General features: G+C 42.8%; 16 protein-coding genes. 13 read left to right on the top strand and 3 right to left on the bottom strand.

The annotated features are described in order from the left end of the window. Positions 1-27 precede the first annotated feature (27 nt). Positions 28-675 (top strand): pyroglutamyl-peptidase I, encoded by a 648-nt coding sequence (gene pcp, locus IGK85_RS14295; RefSeq protein WP_008379428.1) that lies wholly within the window; start codon positions 28-30, stop codon positions 673-675. 441 nt (positions 676-1116) lie between these two features. Continuing rightward, positions 1117-2778, top strand: coding sequence for a peptide ABC transporter substrate-binding protein (locus tag IGK85_RS14290; RefSeq protein ID WP_005233679.1), 1662 nt, complete (start codon positions 1117-1119; stop codon positions 2776-2778). A gap of 100 nt (positions 2779-2878) precedes the next feature. Here the strand turns inward: IGK85_RS14290 and IGK85_RS14285 are convergent, their stop codons facing one another. Then, positions 2879-3214: a DUF3899 domain-containing protein gene (locus tag IGK85_RS14285; RefSeq protein ID WP_005227990.1), complete on the bottom strand. Its 336-nt coding sequence runs from the start codon at positions 3212-3214 to the stop codon at positions 2879-2881. Positions 3215-3298: 84 nt separating this feature from the next. Between IGK85_RS14285 and opp3b the strand changes: the two genes are divergently transcribed. From opp3b to IGK85_RS14260, 5 genes are read left to right on the top strand one after another with little or no spacing between them, the layout of a single operon-like run. Continuing rightward, positions 3299-4240, top strand: a complete 942-nt coding sequence (gene opp3b / locus IGK85_RS14280; protein ID WP_005233681.1) for an oligopeptide ABC transporter permease — start codon at positions 3299-3301, stop codon at positions 4238-4240. Next, positions 4240-5283 (top strand): ABC transporter permease, encoded by a 1044-nt coding sequence (locus IGK85_RS14275; RefSeq protein WP_005233683.1) that lies wholly within the window; start codon positions 4240-4242, stop codon positions 5281-5283. Before opp3b ends, IGK85_RS14275 begins: the two co-directional genes overlap by 1 nt. Then, positions 5283-6335, top strand: coding sequence for an ABC transporter ATP-binding protein (locus IGK85_RS14270; RefSeq protein ID WP_216593164.1), 1053 nt, complete (start codon positions 5283-5285; stop codon positions 6333-6335). The genes IGK85_RS14275 and IGK85_RS14270 overlap by 1 nt, the downstream gene beginning before the upstream one ends. A gap of 14 nt (positions 6336-6349) precedes the next feature. After that, positions 6350-7288, top strand: coding sequence for an ABC transporter ATP-binding protein (locus tag IGK85_RS14265; RefSeq protein WP_005233685.1), 939 nt, complete (start codon positions 6350-6352; stop codon positions 7286-7288). Positions 7289-7318: 30 nt separating this feature from the next. Next, complete coding sequence (locus IGK85_RS14260) at positions 7319-8317, top strand: RNA-guided endonuclease TnpB family protein (RefSeq protein WP_008379437.1); 999 nt, start codon at positions 7319-7321, stop codon at positions 8315-8317. Between the two features lie 146 nt (positions 8318-8463). Here the strand turns inward: IGK85_RS14260 and IGK85_RS14255 are convergent, their stop codons facing one another. Together IGK85_RS14255 and IGK85_RS14250 are read right to left on the bottom strand one after the other, a co-directional pair. Beyond that, entirely contained in the window at positions 8464-9294 is an 831-nt protein-coding gene (locus IGK85_RS14255; RefSeq protein WP_005233702.1) for an NUDIX domain-containing protein, read from the bottom strand. Between the two features lie 50 nt (positions 9295-9344). Beyond that, positions 9345-9620, bottom strand: a complete 276-nt coding sequence (locus IGK85_RS14250) for a hypothetical protein (RefSeq protein ID WP_008379440.1) — start codon at positions 9618-9620, stop codon at positions 9345-9347. 356 nt (positions 9621-9976) lie between these two features. Here IGK85_RS14250 and metG point away from each other — a divergent pair, with 356 nt between their 5' ends. The 6 genes from metG to IGK85_RS14220 all read left to right on the top strand — a co-directional run bounded on the left by metG (position 9977) and on the right by IGK85_RS14220 (position 19938). After that, positions 9977-11983, top strand: a complete 2007-nt coding sequence (gene metG, locus IGK85_RS14245) for a methionine--tRNA ligase (protein WP_005233704.1) — start codon at positions 9977-9979, stop codon at positions 11981-11983. 262 nt (positions 11984-12245) lie between these two features. Continuing rightward, the gene (locus IGK85_RS14240; RefSeq protein WP_008379442.1) at positions 12246-14924 is read left to right on the top strand and encodes a cation-translocating P-type ATPase; all 2679 of its coding nucleotides are present in this window, start codon (positions 12246-12248) and stop codon (positions 14922-14924) included. A gap of 171 nt (positions 14925-15095) precedes the next feature. Further along, positions 15096-15524 carry a hypothetical protein gene (locus tag IGK85_RS14235; RefSeq protein ID WP_005228008.1) on the top strand — a complete coding sequence of 143 codons (429 nt, stop codon included), beginning with the start codon at positions 15096-15098 and terminating at the stop codon, positions 15522-15524. A gap of 487 nt (positions 15525-16011) precedes the next feature. Further along, positions 16012-17514, top strand: coding sequence for a ribosomal protection-like ABC-F family protein (gene abc-f / locus IGK85_RS14230; RefSeq protein ID WP_008379448.1), 1503 nt, complete (start codon positions 16012-16014; stop codon positions 17512-17514). A 469-nt stretch (positions 17515-17983) separates the two neighbouring features. Beyond that, positions 17984-19057: an ABC transporter ATP-binding protein gene (locus IGK85_RS14225; RefSeq protein WP_005233711.1), complete on the top strand. Its 1074-nt coding sequence runs from the start codon at positions 17984-17986 to the stop codon at positions 19055-19057. After that, positions 19057-19938: a carbohydrate ABC transporter permease gene (locus tag IGK85_RS14220; protein WP_008379450.1), complete on the top strand. Its 882-nt coding sequence runs from the start codon at positions 19057-19059 to the stop codon at positions 19936-19938. The genes IGK85_RS14225 and IGK85_RS14220 overlap by 1 nt, the downstream gene beginning before the upstream one ends. Positions 19939-19941 lie beyond the last annotated feature (3 nt).

Raw genomic sequence — 19941 nt, 5'->3', positions numbered from 1 at the left:
TAAAACAGAGATGGAAGGATGATGGAAATGAAACTATTAATTACCGGATTTGATCCATTTGGCGGAGAAGCAATCAATCCTGCCTTAGAAGCAGTGAAATTACTGCCAGATACAATTCATGGTGCACAGATCGTGAAAGCAGAGATCCCCACTGTATTTGGGAAATCAGCGGCGATCGTCGAAGAGAAAATTGAAGAGGTCCACCCAGATGTCGTCTTAAACATCGGTCAAGCGGGCGGCCGGTTTGCCATCTCACCAGAACGAGTGGCAATCAATGTGGATGATGCCCGGATTCCTGATAATGAAGGCAATCAACCCGTCGATGAAGCGATCCAAACAGAAGGAAAGCCTGCCTACTTCACACAACTGCCAATCAAAGCAATGGTAGAAAATATGAAAAAAGCAGGAATACCTGCAGCCGTTTCTAATACTGCTGGAACCTTCGTCTGCAACCACATCATGTATCAAGTACAATACATGATCGATACAAAATACCCTGAAATGAAAGGCGGTTTTATTCACGTGCCATTTATTCCTCAGCAAGTCGTCGATAAAGCAGGACAGCCTGCAATGAGCATCGAAGACATCGCCAAAGGATTAACTGCAGCAGTGGAAGCTATCGTTGATTATGCCGACAAAGAAGATTTAAAAGCGATTGGCGGCGCGATCCATTAATCATTGAAGGACATCCTTTCGAGGACAAAACAAAAGTTCTTAAAATGAAAAGACCTGATCAGTAAGCATGCGATCAGGTCTTTTTTGTCTGAATTTGATAAGAAATCATCCTTGTTTTCTGCATGTTTGCTTTTCTATCAGACATTTCTCATTTTGATGACTGAAATGAAAAAAGCAGACAGAAAATGAATGTAAGTTACATTTAACCATGTTTTTTTATTATTTTTTTCGCTTTATTTCTTATAAATAAAGAAAGGAAAAATAGCATTTAACGAATGTTTGATGAGAGTAAGGTAAGTAAATACCAAGAAAACTTTCTTCCAAAGGTGTTTTTTATCGAAAAAGGGATTGCTTTTTTAATAATTATTAATTAAAATCTTATCTAACTTCAGAAATCGCATGATTATTCTGAAAATTAATTCAATTAAGGGGTAGGACAGGATGAAAAATAAATGGGCCTATGGTTTAGTAGCTGTGTGTGGCGTGGTGTTAGCCGGCTGTACAACAGGCGGAACAAATAGTTCAAGCAATGACACAGCAACTAGCGGCGATAGCAACGCAGAACAAGTATTTAACGTAGTGGTTTCACAAGAAATGCCAAGTGCGGATCTTTCATTAGCAACCGATACGATCAGCTTCAGTGCATTGAACAATGTATATGAAGGACTGTATCGTTTGGATGCTGACAGCACACCACAACCTGCTGGTGCAGCTGAAGCAGCTGAAGTCAGCGAGGATGGACTAACTTACAAGATCAAATTGCGTGAAGATGCGAAATGGTCAAATGGTGACCCTGTTACAGCAGCGGATTATGTTTATGGCTGGCAACGGACGGTCAAACCTGAAACTGCATCAGAATATGCGTATCTATTTTCACCAGTCAAAAATGCGGATGCCATCACAGCTGGCGATACGGATCCATCAGAGCTAGGCATCAAAGCAGTGGGGGATTATGAATTAGAAATCACCCTAGAAAAAGCAACACCTTACTTTGATTACTTATTAGCATTCCCATCATTCTTCCCACAAAATCAAAAAGTAGTGGAAGAAAATGGCGATCAATATGCATCAACAAGCGACAATGCCGTTTATAATGGACCATTTGTCCTGACTGGTTTTGATGGACCAGGAACGGATACAGAATGGGCTTATGAAAAGAACGATCAGTATTGGGACAAAGACACTGTTAAATTACAAACAATCAACGTAAGCGTCGTGAAAGAATCCTCAACTGCCTTGAATCTTTTCCAAGATGGTCAAGCAGATGATGTCATCCTAACAGGTGAACTGGCGCAACAGATGGCTAACGACGAAGCATTCGTTTCTCAACCAGAAGCAACGACTTCTTACTTAGAATTGAATCAACGTGATGAAGATTCACCTTTCCGTAACGAAAACTTGCGTAAAGCAATCTCTTATGCGATCGACCGTGATGCCTTAGTAACATCCATCTTAGGTGATGGTTCAATTGCTTCAAGTGGTTTGGTTCCGGAAGGCATGACTTTCAGTCCTGGCGATCATACAGACTTCACAGAAGCAGCTGGCAGCGTCATTAGCTACGATCAAGAGAAAGCAAAAGAATATTGGGAAAAAGCCAAAGAAGAATTAGGAATCGATTCATTAGAATTTGATATCTTAGCTTCTGATACAGACTCAACCAAGAAAATCATTGAGTACTTGCAAGACACGATCGAAAAAACATTGGACGGTGTGAAAGTCACGTTAAGTCCAGTTCCATTCTCTGTTCGTTTGGATCGTTCAAATGCGGGTGATTTTGATACAGTAATGGGCGGTTGGGGTGCTGACTATGCCGATGCAAGTAGCTTTACTGACTTGTTTACGACAGGTAACTCATACAACCGTGGTCAATGGAGCAGTGAAGAATACGATGCAGCTGTAAAAGCAGCAGGTACGACCAATGCCAATGACCCTGACAAACGTTGGGAAGATTTAGTCAATGCAGAAAAAATCATTATGAATGAACAAGGTGTCATTCCAGTTTATCAAAAAGCGGAAGCACATTTACGTGCAACAAAAGTCAAAGGTGTTGTTGCTCACGCAGCGGGCGCACAATACGACTACAAGTGGACATCAATCGAATAATCACGAGTAGTTGACTTGAAATGCCGAAGAAAAGGCTGAGACAATTTCTTGTCTCAGCCTTTTGCTTCTCATTTCAATGAGTAAAACTATAAGAATGAAATTAACTAGTAGCAATCATTAAAAAGAGCAATGAAAGGAATAACAAGAAGACACCAGGCCATAACCAAAAGGCGTAACTCTGTTTGCCGACTTGGGATAATTTCAGATAATCTGTTTTATTTTTGGAAAAAGCTTTCTTCATGGAATATTGAAAATGGTCAAAGAAACCAGAAGCAAATACCCATAAAAAACCGCCAATGATCAAAAAGAACAGCGCCCACAAGAAAAGGGCATCTGAAAGAGCTGCTATGGAAAATTCATTTTTTATGGCTAACCATCCGCCAGAAATTGCGAGGCATAGGAGGGGTATGAGCCCACTACTTTTTTTTATTTTCATGATCTGACTCCTTTTTAATGATTCGTACTATGTTAATTTACATAATTATTGAATAGAAGTCAAAATACTTAAGGGGGAAACTGCGTGAACAGCTTTTTGAAATATTTATTGAAACGAGTGTTCTACATGGTCTTAACATTATGGCTGATTGCCACGATCACCTTTTTCTTGATGCAATTTTTGCCAGGAACACCATATACGAATGCTGAAAAATTAAGTCCAGAACAAATTGCCTTGCTAAATGAGCAAGCAGGATTGGACAAACCGATCATTACCCAATATTGGCTTTATTTGACCAATCTACTAAAAGGTGACTTTGGGATCTCTTTCCAATTTAAAAACCAGCCAGTAGCGAATTTATTATCAGGAAGAATCGGACCTTCACTGCAACTAGGACTACAAGCGATCATCTTTGGTACCTTCTTTGGGATTATTTTAGGAACGATCTCTGCAATGAAACAAAATACTTGGGTCGACACAACGTCTACCTTAGTGGCGATCTTAGGGCGTTCGATCCCTAACTTTGTCTTTGCCGTTTTGCTGCAATATATTTTTGCCATCAAACTAGGGATCTTGCCGATTGCCAAGTGGGAGACCTTTGCCAGCACGATCTTACCGACCGTCGCCTTAGCGATGTCGCCGTTAGCGGATTCCGCTAGGTTTATTCGAACCGAGATGGTGGAAGTGCTGCATAGTGATTATGTCGAGTTGGCACGAGCAAAAGGGTTGAGCCGCTGGGAAATTGCCTTCAAGCACGGTTTGCGGAATAGTTTGATTCCGTTATTGACGTTGTTAGGACCGCTAGCTGTCGGTTTGATGACTGGTTCCCTTGTCGTAGAAAATATTTTTGCGATCCCGGGTATCGGTGAACAGTTCGTAAAATCAATCATGACCAATGACTATCCGACGATCATGGCGGTAACGATCCTTTATTCCGCAATGTTGGTCTTTGTGATTCTTGTTGTTGATATTTTATATGGAATCGTTGATCCGCGGATCCGAGTTTCAGAAGGGAGTCGTGGCTAATGGCAGAGAAACCTTACACAGCAAATGATGTTGCTGCCATCGATGCAGCCAAATTTCAACCGTTACAAAAAAATACCAATGAAGAGCGTGAAGCGATCGCAACCCCCTCATTAACCTTTTTCCAAGATTCATGGCGTCGTTTGAAAAAAAACAAAGCCGCTGTTTTCTCAATCGTTTTGTTGCTGATCATTATTACGATCTCAATCATTACCATTTTTGTCTCGCCACATGATCCGACCGCGCAAAATGTGACCTTTACAAATCTGCCGCCGAAAATTCCCGGTATCAACATCAATGGCTTAAACGGCTATGCGATGGTGGGAGGCGAGCTAGTAGATAAGTATGCAGCTGCCAATGTACCTGACGGGACATATTTCCTTTTAGGAACGGATGGATTAGGTCGTGACTTATTGAGTCGTCTATTTGTAGGGACACGTATCTCCTTATTGATTGCGTTTATCGCAGCGATGCTAGATATCATTTTTGGTGTAACCTATGGTTTGATCTCTGGTCTTTTAGGTGGACGAATCGATAATGTGATGCAACGTTTCCTAGAAATCTTATCAGGTATTCCCAACTTAGTGGTAATGATCTTAATGTTGGTAGTTTTCGAACCTGGGATCTTCTCGATCGTGGCAGCAATGGCGATCACTAACTGGATTCCAATGGCGCGGATCGTACGGGCCCAAACAATGAAACTAAAAGATCAGGAATTCGTTTTAGCCGCAACAACGCTGGGGGAAAGCCGTCTCAAGATTGCGATGAAACACGTATTACCAAATATTTCCAGCGTGATCATCGTACAAATGATGTTCAGTATTCCCTCGGCGATTTTCTTCGAGGCCTTCCTAAGCTTTATTGGGCTAGGATTAAAACCACCTTCAGCATCTTTAGGGATGCTACTAAGCGATGGCTACAAAACCTTCTTGTTCCTGCCTTACCAAATGTGGGTGCCGGCTGTGACCTTGTCTGTGATTATGATTGGGTTCAATTTGCTGGCAGACGGTTTGCGTGATGCCTTTGATCCGAAAATGAAAGAGTGATTGCTATGAAAAAAGTCTTAGAAGTGAAAAACTTAGAAATTTCTTTTGACACCTTTGCTGGGAAAGTCCAAGCGATCCGCGATGTCAGTTTCGATCTATACAAAGGAGAAACCTTGGCGATCGTGGGCGAATCCGGGAGCGGCAAGTCCGTGACAACCCGCAGTATCATGGGGTTATTAGCCAGCAATGCCAATGTCGATAATGGCCAGATCCTCTTCAATGGGACGGACATTTTGAAAAAATCCGAAAAAGAACTGCAAAAAATCCGTGGCAAGGAAATCGCCATGATTTTCCAAGATCCAATGACTTCACTAGACCCAACGATGCCGATTGGCAAGCAAGTGGCAGAGTCATTGATGAAGCACAACAAAATCAGTAAAAAAGAGGGCTTGCGACAAGCGTTGGAATTACTGAACCTTGTCGGCATCCCGAATGCTGAGAAACGCTTGAAAAATTATCCGCATCAATTTTCGGGTGGTCAGCGGCAGCGGATCGTTATTGCGATCGCGCTGATCTGTTACCCACAGATCTTAATTGCAGATGAACCGACGACTGCATTGGATGTAACGATCCAAGCACAGATCTTAGAGTTATTAAAAGATATTCAGAAGAAAATCAATTCGTCCATCGTCTTTATCACCCATGACTTGGGTGTCGTTGCCAATGTGGCTGACCGAGTAGCCGTGATGTATGGTGGGAAAATCGTCGAAGTGGGCACCGCAGAAGAAATCTTCTACAACCCGCAACATCCATACACCTGGGGCTTGTTGGGTTCGATGCCAACGTTAGAAGGGACAGGCGATCGTTTGTACGCGATTCCTGGTTCACCGCCGGATCTGTTGGACCCGCCAACCGGGGACGCTTTTTATCCACGAAACGAATTTGCTTTGCAGATCGATGCAGAACAGCAACCGCCGTTCTTTGATGTTTCACCGACCCACAAAGCAGCAACGTGGCTGTTAGCGCCGCAAGCACCGAAGGTAACTCCGCCGGATGAGATCTTGATTCGCTGGAAAAAATTCCAAGAAAAAAATACTCAGGCATCTGTCTAAAGGAGGAGAAACGGTTGGAAAAAGTTTTACTTGAAGTAAAGAATCTCAAACAATATTTTAACGTTGGCCGCAAAGACGAAGTCAAAGCCGTCGATGATATCTCCTTCCAAATCTATGAAGGAGAAACCTTTGGTCTAGTAGGTGAATCCGGAAGCGGAAAATCGACCACTGGACGGACGGTGATTCGTTTGAATAATCCTACCGGAGGCGAAGTTCTTTTTGATGGACAAGATGTTATGAAAATCAAAGGCAAGAAACCGCTGGCTGATTTTCGCCGGGAAGTTCAAATGGTCTTCCAAGATCCTTATGCCTCCTTGAATCCACGGATGAAAGTTCGCGACATTATTGCCGAAGGGATCGATATCAACGGATTAGCTAAAAATGAAAAAGAACGCAATGATCGGGTGGATGAACTCTTGCGAACCGTCGGACTAAACCCAAGTCATGGGACCCGTTATCCTCATGAATTTTCAGGGGGACAACGTCAGCGGATCGGAATCGCCCGAGCATTAGCCGTCGATCCAAAATTCATCATTTGTGATGAACCGATCTCGGCATTGGATGTTTCGATCCAAGCCCAAGTTGTCAACTTGCTGCAAGATCTGCAAGAAGAACATAAATTGACGTACTTGTTTATCGCCCATGATTTATCGATGGTCAAACACATCAGCGATCGGATCGGCGTGATGCACAACGGCAAACTGCTAGAAGTAGGAACCAGTGATGAAATCTATCATTACGGGGTCCATCCGTATACTGAAAGTCTTTTATCAGCGATTCCGCTGCCAGATCCTGACCATGAGCGTCAACGCAAACGGATCAAATACGTCAGCGAACCAAACGATAACCAAGAACGAGCAATGGAAGAGATCGCACCAGGACATTTCGTTTATGCCACGAAACAAGAAGCCAAGATCTACCAAGAAAAGTTAGCACAAAAAAAGGGGAACTAGCGTCAAAGGTATAGGGAGTGTTAGGAGGAGATGAAACTGGGTGTTTTAAAAGCATACAAATTTCGGATCTATCCTAATGGACAGCAAAAACAGTTTTTCATCGAAACCTTCGGCTGTGTTCGGTTTACGTACAATCAACTGCTGGAGGCGAAGATGGAGGAGCTGGCCAACAATGAAGCAAAGCAAGGGTTGACGCCAGCCAAACTAAAAAAGGAGTATCCTTTTTTGAAGGAGACCGATAGTTTGGCATTGGCGAATGCACAAAGGAATCTGGACCGAGCGTTTCGAAATTACTTTCAAAAGCGGGCTGGCTTTCCAAAAATGAAAACCAAAAAAAGTATTTGGCAATCGTATACTACGAATAATCAGCAGCACACCATTTACTTTGAAGAGGATCAAATCAAGCTGCCAAAGCTCAAAACACTGGTTCCAGTAAAAAAGCATCGGGAGATCAAAGGGAAAATCAAATCGGCAACGATCTCAGCGAAAAACAATGAAGAGTTTTATATCTCGATTCTTTGTTTGGAAGAGATCACACCACTCCCGAAACAGCAAGCGTCTATCGCGGTTGTTTATGATCCGCAGCAGCTGATCAAAGCCAACCAATCGGTACCGGTCACTTGTGAGCATGCGATCCAAACAAAACAGAAGCTGACACGAGCAGAACGCAAACTTCAGGTGAAAGCTACGGCGGTCAAACGGAAAAAAATCCTTTTGACTCAGGCACGGAATTATCAGAAGCTAAAAGGAAAAGTCGCTCGCCTCTATCGTTTTCACTGCTGTCAAAAGCGGGAATTCATCGATCAAGTCAGTTATCATCTCGTAAAACAGTACGATACAATCTATTTGGAACAAATTGCTGAAGAAACGGTTCTAAAAGCCGGTCATTACAGCATCAGCGATTGGCATCAGTTTGTTCGCAAAATCCAGTACAAAGCGCAGTGGTACGGCAAAGAACTGCGTTTTGTCACGTTGGACACGCAGGACCAACAGAAGCTAGAGCGGCTCTCAGGCGAAATGAGCAGCTGATCTGCTTGAACTGGAAGGAACGCCAGGGATCGCCTAGGGTATAGAAAAAATCTTTATGATTTTTGTTTCTAGGAACCACGTTCACTAATTATGATTAACCAGCAACCCCCTGCCAAACTATGGTTTAGCAGGGGGTTGTATTTTTTTTACATTTTATCACCTAAAAATGCGTCATTTAAGCGATAGATCTTTGAGGGACGCCCGATGCCAACGGGCTTTTCGCCGACCTCCGTAAAATATTGAAGCATGGATTTTTTAAAGTTGGAATGATCGATCATTTTAAAATCGATCCCTAAAAACTTGGCGAATACTTTACGGGCTTCCGTGATCGTAAAGTCTTTGCCTAACACAAGAAGCACTTGCGGCTCGTGCTCCATCTTATTGGCAACCCGTTTGAAGGCTTTGAGAATGATCGCGCTGTGGTCAAAAGCCAGCGTATCTTTTCCAACAGAGGCACCAGTCACCAGGTCAAGAATGATCTCGATCTCACCGCTGGTCAAATAGATTTGATTGGCTTTTCTTTCCAGAGAAAACCAGCGTACCTGATTCGCATCGTCCCCAGCACTTAAGGGCTCTTCACCAATAAATGCCAAATAGCTGACGGTGATTACCCACCCACGTGGATCACGACCAGGGGTGCTGAAGGTGTGCAGCTGTTCGATGTTTTGTTTGGAGATAGTGACCCCGATCTCTTCTTGGGTCTCACGGATCACACTTTGACCTGTCGATTCATTCGGATTGACGAAGCCCCCCGGCAATGCCCAAGAATTGCGGAAGGGATGGCCTTTTCTTTGGATCAGCGCAATTTTGAGTTGTTCTTCTTCTTTGTTGTAACACATCAACACCATATCGACGGTTACGGAGGGTTTCTCGTATTTCGGCTGATCTTGTGCCTGATACCACGTAAGAAAGTCTGCTTCAGAAGCTTCTTTCTCATAGTAGTGTTTTTCAGCTGATTTTGAGGTAAATTCTTTCATTGGTTTCTCCTGCCTTAGATAAAGTAAGTAACTGAGCGCGATGGTTTTCCTTAACGGAAAAAATAAGGAACGATCAAATTAATGAAAAACAGTGCGAGATAAAGCCAAGAAGACCGAGGGTGTTCTTTGAGTGTTAAATAGCCCCAAAGAGCGATCCATAGCAGAAAAGCTACCCGTAGGATTGCCAGCGCTGTCGCAAAAAGCGCCGCGTAATCATGGCTGTTGAAGTAAGCAAACAAAAAGGGGTAACCTGTGGTTGAAAAGAGCAAGTGCCCCACAGAAAGCGCGGTTAAAAGCAAAAAATGCTGTTTGTTTTTTCGAGTCATAGCGTTCCTTTCTATAAGAGAAGTCTTCCTCATTATAGCAAAAGAAGTACCTGTTAATCAAAGAGAGATAAAACACCTTTATTTCTTATGAGATTCGTTGTCAGGATCAGATTCTTCCCCTAGAACATTGAAGTGAACGGCTATCTGCGCTATGATAACTAGTAGAAAAGAAATACTCAAATCTGCTGGTTTATTTGCTGCGTTTTAAGGACGAAAACGATTCCTTTGCTTCTTTTAGAGCATGAAGAAAGGTCTTATTATGTCCGCTTTTTTGATTAAATTTATAGCATTTTTGGGTTGCGAACTGTATACTACCTAAGTATACACTTTACTAGTGAAAAGGAGGACTTGCGTCCATGGCTGAAAAAGAAACATTCTATATTACGACGCCAATTTATTATCCAAGCGGCAAGCTGCATATCGGGAATTCTTACACGACGATCGCTTGTGATGCGGTAGCACGATACAAACGATTGATGGGCTTTGATGTCTTTTATTTAACGGGTGTCGATGAGCACGGTCAAAAAATCGAGAAAAAAGCAGAAGAACTTGGCGTAGATCCGCAAGAATACGTCGACAAAATGGCAGCTGACGTCAAGAAATTATGGAACACACTAGACATCAGTTATGACAAATTTATCCGTACAACGGATGACTACCATAAAACAGCCGTTCAAAAAATCTTCCAGCAATTGCTTGATCAAGGCGATATCTATCTTGGGGAATACGAAGGCTGGTATTCTGTTTCTGATGAAGAATACTTTACTGAAACGCAATTAGCAGAAGTTTACCGAGATGAAGAGGGCAAAGTCATCGGCGGCAAAGCGCCAAGCGGTCATGAGGTAGAATTGGTGAAGGAATCTTCTTATTTCTTCCGTATGAGCAAATACGCCGATCGTTTGGTTCAATACTATGATGAACATCCAGAGTTCATTCAACCAGAATCACGCAAAAATGAAATGCTGAATAACTTCATCAAACCAGGTTTAGAAGACCTGGCTGTTTCCAGAACGACCTTTAAATGGGGCATTCCTGTCACGGCTAGTCCTGAACACGTGGTGTATGTTTGGATCGATGCGTTATCTAACTATATTACGGCATTAGGCTATGGCTCAGAGGACGATTCCTTGTTCCAAAAATACTGGCCAGCTGACGTGCATATGGTTGGGAAAGAAATCGTGCGTTTCCATACGATCTATTGGCCAATCATGCTGATGGCCTTAGACTTGCCCTTACCGAAAAAAATCTTTGGTCATGGCTGGTTGATGATGAAAGACGGCAAGATGTCGAAATCAAAAGGCAATGTCGTTTATCCAGAAATGTTAGTGGAGCGCTACAGCTTAGATGCGTTGCGTTACTATCTATTACGGGCGGTTCCTTTTGGTAGCGATGGTGTGTTTACACCAGAAGATTTCGTTTCTCGTTTGAACTACGATCTAGCCAACGACTTAGGCAACCTGCTGAATCGGACGATCGCCATGATCAATAAATATTGTGATGGCTTAGTGCCCGATTATGCCTCAAAAGTAACGCCTTTTGATAGCGAGCTGTCAACGACTGCGGCCAATGTGGTTGGTCGTTACCATGAAGCCATGGATAAAATGGAATTCAGTACGGCATTGTCAGAAGTTTGGACATTGATTTCCCGTGCCAACAAATACATTGACGAAACCCAACCATGGGTGTTAGCCAAAGAAGAAGAAAAGCGCGCGGAATTAAACAGTGTGATGGTTCATTTGGCGGAAAGCTTACGCATCGTTGCGATCTTATTGCAACCGGTGATGACAGAAACACCAGCCAACATTTTCCAACAATTAGGATTGGCTTCTGTTGCCATGGATCTGAAAGATTTACGCTTTGGTGAATTTCCAAGTGGCACGAAAGTCGTTGCCAAAGGCACACCGATTTTCCCTCGGTTGGAACTTGAAACAGAAGTAGCCTACATCCAAAAGAAAATGGCTGAAGGGACACAAAGTCCAGAAGAAACAGTCAAATGGAATCCAGAAGAAACCACATTGCAATCAGACAAAGCCGAGATCAAATACGAAGACTTCGACAAGATCGAATTAAAAGTGGCAGAAGTCGTTGATTGTCAAAAAGTCAAAGGGGCCGACAAGCTGCTACAATTCCGCTTAGCTGCGGGAGATGATCAAGATCGTCAAATTTTATCGGGGATTGCTGAATTTTATCCAGAACCACAAGATTTGATCGGCAAAAAAGTCGTGATCGTTGCCAACTTGAAACCACGGAAAATGCGGGGGCAAGTCAGCCAAGGAATGATCCTTTCTGCAGAAGACAATGATGGTCGTCTGCAAATCGTGGAAGCGCCAAAAGGCATGCCAAACGGCTCGGTCATCGCTTGATTTTTAAGAGAAATTCTTTGTTGAATTTCAGCGAAAATAAAATTGCCAGACCCGAAAAGTTTTTGTATAATGTAGGTTATTGATATGAACATGAGGGAGTAATTGGCGGATTTTATCTGCGGCAGTATCACCATCCTGAAAGAAATTTCTGGTGCTGTCTTAAACAGTGAGACTTATGTATGCTTAGACAGTGCATACATAAGTCTATTTTTTTTCATATCATGTACAATAAAGGAAGAGTAAGTATAAAAGGAGGAGAAACATGTCAGAAGAAAACAAAAAGGAGCAGCTATCGCAGGCGTTTTATGCGCAAGAAGCGCAGCATGTTCTGGAAGAAATGCAAACAGATGCCAATGGATTAACGAACGATGAAGCGCAAAAACGCTTATCTGAGTATGGTCCCAACGAATTAGAAGAAGGCAAAAAGAAATCGATGGCACAAAAATTCTTTGAGCAATTTAAAGATTTGATGATCATCGTTTTGCTAGCGGCGGCAATTATCTCAGCAGTCGTTTCCCATGAAGTCGTGGACTCAATTATTATTTTAGCAGTTGTCATTATCAACGCGATCATGGGTGTTGTTCAAGAGGCAAAGGCAGAGCAAGCCATCGAAGCACTAAGAGAAATGTCCACACCAAATGCCAATGTCCTGCGTAATGGTCATACCGTCACCATCAAGAGCGATGAATTGGTTCCGGGGGATATTGTCCTATTAGAAGCTGGCGATGTCGTACCGGCAGATTTACGCCTCTTAGAAGCAAGTTCGTTAAAAATTGAAGAAGCCGCTTTGACCGGTGAATCCGTACCAGTCGAAAAAGAATTGACTGTCATCGAAGGGACGGATGTCGGGATCGGCGATCGCGTCAATATGGCCTATTCAAACAGTAATGTGACCTATGGCCGCGGAAAAGGGGTCGTGGTCAATACAGGAATGGGAACCGAAGTTGGGAAAATCGCTGGCATGCTAGCTAGCGCCCAAGAAACCGAAACACCGTTGAAGCGTAACTTAAATGAACTAGGAAAATTCCTGACGATCGCCATCATTATCATTGCAGTGATCATGTTCTTTGTTGGAACGATCTTTAACAATACGTCATGGGTCGACATGCTATTGACTTCGATCTCATTAGCAGTAGCGGCGATCCCAGAAGGGCTGCCAGCGATCGTAACGATCATCTTAGCCTTAGGTACGCAAGTAATGGCGAAACGAAATGCAGTGATCCGTAAATTGCCTGCGGTTGAAACCCTTGGGGCAACGGACATTATCGCTTCTGATAAAACCGGTACTTTGACGTTGAATCAAATGACCGTGGAAAAATTGTATGTCAATAACAAACAACATGCTGCTTCAGAAGATATTCCGTTAGACAACATGGCATTAAAAGTCATGAACTTTGCCAATGATACAAAATTTGGTGAAGAAGGCAACTTGATCGGTGATCCGACCGAGACCGCATTGGTGCAATTCGGGATGGATCAAGGATTCCATGTGCGGGATCTCGTCAATCAAGAACCACGGGTAGCGGATCTGCCCTTTGATTCTGACCGAAAACTTATGAGTACGATCCACCAACAAGAAGACGGCCGCTATTTAGTTGCTGTCAAAGGTGCACCGGATGTCTTACTAGGCAGAACCTCAAAAGTACTATTGGATGGCCAAGAGCTACCAATGACGAATGAAGAAAAAGAAAAAATCTTATTCAACAATACCGATATGGCAAAACAAGCGCTGCGGGTATTGGGAATGGCCTACAAATACGTAGATCAAGTGCCAGAAAACTTAGAATCAGAAATCGTCGAAAATGATTTGGTCTTTGCTGGCTTAGTCGGAATGATTGACCCAGAACGAGCAGAAGCAGCCGATGCGGTACGTTTAGCCAAAGAAGCTGGGATTCGTCCAATCATGATCACCGGAGACCACCGAGATACAGCTGAAGCCATTGCGGGACGTTTAGGGATCATCAAACCGGGCGATGATGATGCTGTCTTGACCGGCGCTGAACTCAATAAAATGAGCGAAGAAGAGTTTGCCCAAAAGGTAGCCCACTATTCAGTCTATGCGCGGGTATCGCCGGAACATAAAGTCCGCATCGTCAAAGCTTGGCAGCAAGAAGGCAAAGTCGTTGCCATGACTGGTGACGGGGTCAATGATGCACCATCCTTGAAACAAGCAGATATTGGGGTAGGTATGGGGATTACGGGTACCGAAGTTTCTAAAGGTGCTTCCGATATGGTCCTAGCAGATGACAACTTTGCTACGATCGTCGTAGCAGTGGAAGAAGGACGTAAAGTCTTCTCCAATATTCAAAAAGCGATTCAATACTTGCTAGCCGCTAACCTAGGGGAAGTTTTGACCTTGTTCTTAGCAACCTTGTGGGGTTGGGACTCGCTATTGCCGATCCACTTGCTTTGGATCAACCTAGTAACCGATACCTTCCCAGCAATTGCCTTAGGAATGGAGCCTGCTGAAAAAGATCTAATGAAACATGCACCGCGGGGACGCAGTTCCAACTTCTTCTCCGGTGGTGTGATGAGCAGTATCATCTACCAAGGGATCTTAGAAGCAGCAACCGTGCTGTTCGTTTATTGGTCAGCGATCCAATGGCCCGTTCACAATACGTACGATGCGATCCATGCCGATGCCTTAACGATGGCCTTTGCCACGTTAGGATTGATGCAATTGTTCCATGCCTTCAACGTCAAATCGATCCATCAGTCGCTCTTTAAAGTAGGAGCATTTAGAAACAAAGCCTTCAACTGGGCGATCCTACTTTCCTTTGCATTGATGCTAGTGATCTTCATTGTGCCAGGATTGAATGATATCTTCCGTGTCGCACACCTTGACTTGTATCAATGGGGCATCGTTTTAGGCGCCTCCTTTGCGATCATTCCAGTCGTTGAGATCGTCAAAGCGATCCAACGAGCAATGGGACGCAAATAAGCCAAAAATAAACAGAAAAACAACGAATGGTCTGCTGTCCTTCTCCATGGGCAGCAGGCCTTTTTTTGCTGGCTTATTTTCGATAAACCCTATGGCTGTTTCTTGACCTTTTCATTTGCAGCAAGAAACGGTAAAATAGAAGATAATAACAAAGAAAGTAGGGGACCCACTGTGCGACCAAACTTAGGTTTTTATGTACAAACAATCAACGATCTTGTCAAAGAAACAGAAGCGATCGGGGAGAAAATGAATCCCAATTATGAAGAGATCCGCAAAGCGATCGACGAGAAGAAAGAAGCAGAGGTAACACCTGAGCGGCTAGCTGAGATTACCAGAATTTTTAAAGAAGGCACGGACAAATACCGCTTGATGCTGGAAAAAATCAGCAAATTGCGTCCACCAGCGAATGTGATGGGGATCCATAAAAAATTCGAGCGAGCGTATATGAAATATGTTGCCGGCTGTGATGAGATGATTTTGAGTCTGGATAACAAAATCGACCAAGAAGCCTTTGATGCAGCTGAAGCTAAGCAAGATGAAGCAACGGACGAAATTTCTTTTGCTATCCAACGGATGACCGCTTTATTGTTAAAAAAATGATAAACATTCAAGTTAAACAAGAGTTATTTAATTTAACTGTTATGTTTTTCACATGTAAAGTTTTTTTATCGGAGGTATAATGAATTCACAACCAACAACCTTTTTATTTTTCATTTTACTCCTTTTGCCATCAGGACTAACCAACCTGATGGTTTTTTTTTTGTTTTTTAATGAAATGTTTCCATCAAAAGCGGGGATAGTTTGTGAACAAAATATAAAGTTGAAATAGCAAGGAATAGCAAGCTTGCGCTTTTTTGTCGATCAATGCTATACTTAGGGCACTATTAAACGAAATGAGGGATCCTCCATTGAAAAATTAACCAATTTGTTGAAAGCTGCATGAAACTGTTCCTCCAAGGGGATAGTCTGCAGATTTTCAGGATTGGTTGACTTTTTCAATGGAGGATCTTTTTGTGTACCTCTAAAAACTGATTCTGAAAATAGCTTTAGGTCTACTCTATTCCGTGAATAGAGACGAGGTATATTTATGTCGAATATCAGTATTAATCATTTAACTTTTGGCTTTGATAGCCAGGAACGGTTGCTTTTTGAGGATGCCAACTTGAACCTTGATACACAATGGAAATTAGGGTTGATTGGTAGAAATGGTCGCGGCAAAACGACCTTGCTGCGTTTGCTGCTCAATGAATTGCCTTATAGCGGCTCGATTACCCATGAGCAGCAATTCGTTTATTTTCCCTTAACCGTCGCTGACGAACAGCAACTGACGCTTTTTGTTTTACAAGAATCCGGTGAATTTGAGCAGTGGCGTTTGGAACGAGAATTGAACCTGCTGCAACTTGATCCAGAAATTCTTTGGCGGCCCTTTGCCACTTTATCTGGCGGCGAGCAAACGAAAGTTCTATTGGCGCGTTTGTTCGTTGATGAAGAGAATTTTGCTTTGATCGATGAGCCAACCAACCATTTGGATGTGACCGCTCGCCAACATGTTGCCCGCTATTTGCAGCAAAAAACCGGGTTTATCGTTGTGAGCCATGATCGACAGTTTGTCGATGAAGTCGTCGATCATGTATTGGCGATCGAAAAAAGCCGCTTGGTGTTGTACAAAGGGAATTATTCAGTTTATGAACTGCAAAAGCAGCAAAAAGATGCCTATGAGCAAGAACAAAACAGCAAGTTGAAAAAAGAAATCGGTCGTTTGAAGCAGACGGCAGCCGAGAAAGCGGAGTGGTCCCGAGGACGCGAACGGGACAAATTAGGGTCGCCGACCAAAAAAGGCAGTGGGGCAATCTATGATACGGGGGCGATCGGTGCCCGAGCGGCACGGACCATGAAGCGCTCGAAAGCGATCGTTAAACGGATGGAAGATCAAATTCAAGACAAGTCTGCGTTGTTAAAAGACATTGAGTGGATCGATCCTCTGAAAATGACCCCGCTTGTTAGCCATCATGACGTGTTGCTGGAAGCAGAGCATTTTCAGCTCGGCTATGAGAAGCCTTTGTTTAAACCGCTGACGTTTGCGATCCGTCAAAAAGAGCGCTTGGGGATTCAAGGGGCCAACGGATCTGGCAAGTCCAGTTTGATTGCGAGTATTTTAGGTACTTTCGAAGGACAGCAGACAGGGACGATCAAAACAGCCCATGGGATCACCATCAGTTATGTTCGACAAAACTACGAGGACAATTGTGGGATGCTGACAGAATTTGCCCAAGAGCATGGCTTGAATTATCAAGATCTGCTAAATAACTTAAAAAAGCTTGGCTTGGAAAGAGCTGTTTTTCAAACGCCGATCCAGCAAATGAGCATGGGGCAGCGTAAACGCGTGGAACTAGCCAAATCATTAGCAACACCAGCAGAATTGTTTATCTGGGATGAACCTCTGAATTATTTGGATGTCTTCAATCAGAAGCAATTAGAGGAAGTAATCCATTTGGTGGAGCCTTCTATGCTGATCATTGAACACGACCGTTATTTTCTTGAGCAAGTCTCAACGAAATTGCTGACGTTGACGATCGATGAAGTCGAATAACTGAAGGGGAAAAAGGACGATTGTTTTCTTTGAGAAAACCGTCCTTTTTTGTTATTTTAATCGGAGAGATACTGACGATTTTAGTAAGTATTTAATAAGGGTGCTTTTGATAAAAAAGCTGTGTAAAAATAGTGTTATTATACACAGGTATGTATATTTGATAAAATTCATTCATTTTTTCATGAAAATTTTCGAAAAATGACGAAATGTTCGGGATTAGCGGGTAGAATTCCCTTTGAATCACTCATCGTTTTCTCATTGTTTGGTAAATTAATTAAAAATTCTTTCATAATTCCCATTGGTTTTTACAAAACATTTACAATAATAGTATCGAATAAAAACATTCGTTTGTTATGATTAAAATCGAATTTCTTTGAGCGTTTGACCGAAACATCAAGAGTTCGTTTTTTTTGTGACTTGAAATGCCAGTCAACTATTCGGAGGAAAAAGAGAAAATGGAGGGGCAGTTTTGATAGAAGTAGTCGGGTTGAAGAAGGTTTTTGATAATAAGTTCGAAGCCTTGAAAGCAGTAGATTTTACAATAGAAAAAGGCGATTTGGTTTGTTTGTTGGGACCTAGTGGTTGCGGGAAATCGACGATATTGAATTTGATCGCGGGGTTGTTAAGTCCCACCGATGGTGATATCCGCTTTAATGGTACTTCCGTTGTTAAGACGGAGCCGAAAGACCGCAATATCGGGTTTGTTTTTCAGAACTATGCCCTTTATCCCCATATGACTGTGTTAGAAAATGTCATGTTTCCCTTGACAGTCGGAGAGAAAAAAATCAAGAAAAACGAAGCACAGAAAATTGCTGAAAAGTTCATGAAGCTGACCAATATTGAAGAATTAAGTCAGAAAAAACCAGGAACCCTTTCCGGTGGACAACAGCAACGGGTCGCCATTACTCGTGCTTTGGTGCAAAGTCCAGAAGTGTTACTGCTGGATGAACCATTGAGTAACTTAGATGCCCGTTTGCGCTTGAAGATCCGTGAAGAAATTCGTCGGTTAGTCAAAGAAGTAGGAATCACTACGATCTTCGTGACTCATGACCAAGAAGAAGCTCTTTCTATCAGTGATAAGATTATTTTGATGAATGAAGGGATCATTCAACAAAATGATGATCCGCAAAACCTTTACTTAGAACCAAACAATCTTTTCGTAGCGAAATTCATTGGTAATCCAATCATCAACATCTTGCCAGTAGAAGTCAAAGAGGGACAAATGATCCATCCAGCATTCACGATCCCAGTTGACCGCTTTACCGACATTCGCTTCAAGAAACCATTGACAGACGGCCAATATACGTTAGGTATTCGTCCAGAAGATGTGCTGACCACCTTACAAACGGGGTTGTTCCAAACAGAAATCAAGAGTGTGGAGCTGATCGGACGAGAACGAATCTTGAACTTTGATCTGGCTGCTAAACATATGAAATCGATCGTTAGTATTGAAGAGATCATTGAAGAAGGCGCGCAAGTGTCATTTGATTTTCATTACAAAAAAGCCTTTATCTTTGATGAAAAAGGAGAGCGGGTCTACTAATGTTCAAAAAAAATTATAACCCTGAGAATCAACCAAAGGCGTGGCTGTTTTTACTGCCTTCATTGGTCATTATTTTCTTATTCAGTGTGTATCCGCTGTTTCGTTCTTTCATCATGAGTTTCCAAAAAGGAACCTTGATTAACCAACAGTATGCTGGGCTTGAGAACTATCAAAGGGTTTTAACGGACCCCGTATTCTTTCGAGCACTGCAAAACACAGCACTGTTTGCTTTTGCGGTCGTGCCGATCTCGCTGATTCTCTCATTAGCGATTGCTTGGATCATTTTTGAAAAAGTCAAATACAAAAGTTTTTTTGAAACGATCTTCTTTATGCCCTATGTCACAAGTACGATTGCGATCGGGATCGTGTTTCGTTACTTTTTCAATGGCTCTTACGGGATCATTAATTATCTGCTAGGTCTTGTCGGCATTGCGCCAGTCAACTGGCTAGATAACGTCAACATGAGTATGACGACCTTGATCATCTTCGGCGTTTGGACGAGCCTCGCCTTCAACATTATTATCTTGTTGGCAGGAATGCGCAACATCGACAAAGAACATTATAAAATCGCAAAAATGTTTGGCGCTACCGATGGCGAAATTTTTCGGAAAATCACCTTTCCGCAGTTGATCCCGACCTTTGCTTTCTTGTTGACGGTCAATCTGATCAGTGCCTTTAAAGTTTATACCCAAGTATATGCTTTGTTTGGCGGCCAGCCAGGGATCGCTCGTAGTGCCACGACAGCAGTCTTTTATATCTACGACAAATTCCATATCGCCGGACGTCCGGGGATTGCAATGGCGGCAACCGTGATCTTGTTTATCATTATTTTGCTCGTCACCTTTATCCAAAATAAACTTTTGAAGAAAGTGGGCGAATAAACG

This window comes from Enterococcus sp. AZ015, assembly GCF_050499225.1.
GTDB classification, from domain to species: domain Bacteria; phylum Bacillota; class Bacilli; order Lactobacillales; family Enterococcaceae; genus Enterococcus_D; species Enterococcus_D entomosocium.
This window is presented reverse-complemented; position numbering and strand designations above follow the sequence as displayed.

Bases quoted from the DNA above. Each gene is read 5' to 3' on its own strand.
- pcp (WP_008379428.1), top strand. From the start codon at position 28: ATGAAACTATTAATTACCGGATTTGATCCATTTGGCGGAGAAGCAATC.
- IGK85_RS14290 (WP_005233679.1), top strand. From the start codon at position 1,117: ATGAAAAATAAATGGGCCTATGGTTTAGTAGCTGTGTGTGGCGTGGTG.
- IGK85_RS14285 (WP_005227990.1), bottom strand. From the start codon at position 3,214: ATGAAAATAAAAAAAAGTAGTGGGCTCATACCCCTCCTATGCCTCGCA.
- IGK85_RS14275 (WP_005233683.1), top strand. From the start codon at position 4,240: ATGGCAGAGAAACCTTACACAGCAAATGATGTTGCTGCCATCGATGCA.
- IGK85_RS14260 (WP_008379437.1), top strand. From the start codon at position 7,319: ATGAAACTGGGTGTTTTAAAAGCATACAAATTTCGGATCTATCCTAAT.
- IGK85_RS14255 (WP_005233702.1), bottom strand. From the start codon at position 9,294: ATGAAAGAATTTACCTCAAAATCAGCTGAAAAACACTACTATGAGAAA.
- IGK85_RS14250 (WP_008379440.1), bottom strand. From the start codon at position 9,620: ATGACTCGAAAAAACAAACAGCATTTTTTGCTTTTAACCGCGCTTTCT.
- metG (WP_005233704.1), top strand. From the start codon at position 9,977: ATGGCTGAAAAAGAAACATTCTATATTACGACGCCAATTTATTATCCA.
- IGK85_RS14240 (WP_008379442.1), top strand. From the start codon at position 12,246: ATGTCAGAAGAAAACAAAAAGGAGCAGCTATCGCAGGCGTTTTATGCG.
- abc-f (WP_008379448.1), top strand. From the start codon at position 16,012: ATGTCGAATATCAGTATTAATCATTTAACTTTTGGCTTTGATAGCCAG.
- IGK85_RS14220 (WP_008379450.1), top strand. From the start codon at position 19,057: ATGTTCAAAAAAAATTATAACCCTGAGAATCAACCAAAGGCGTGGCTG.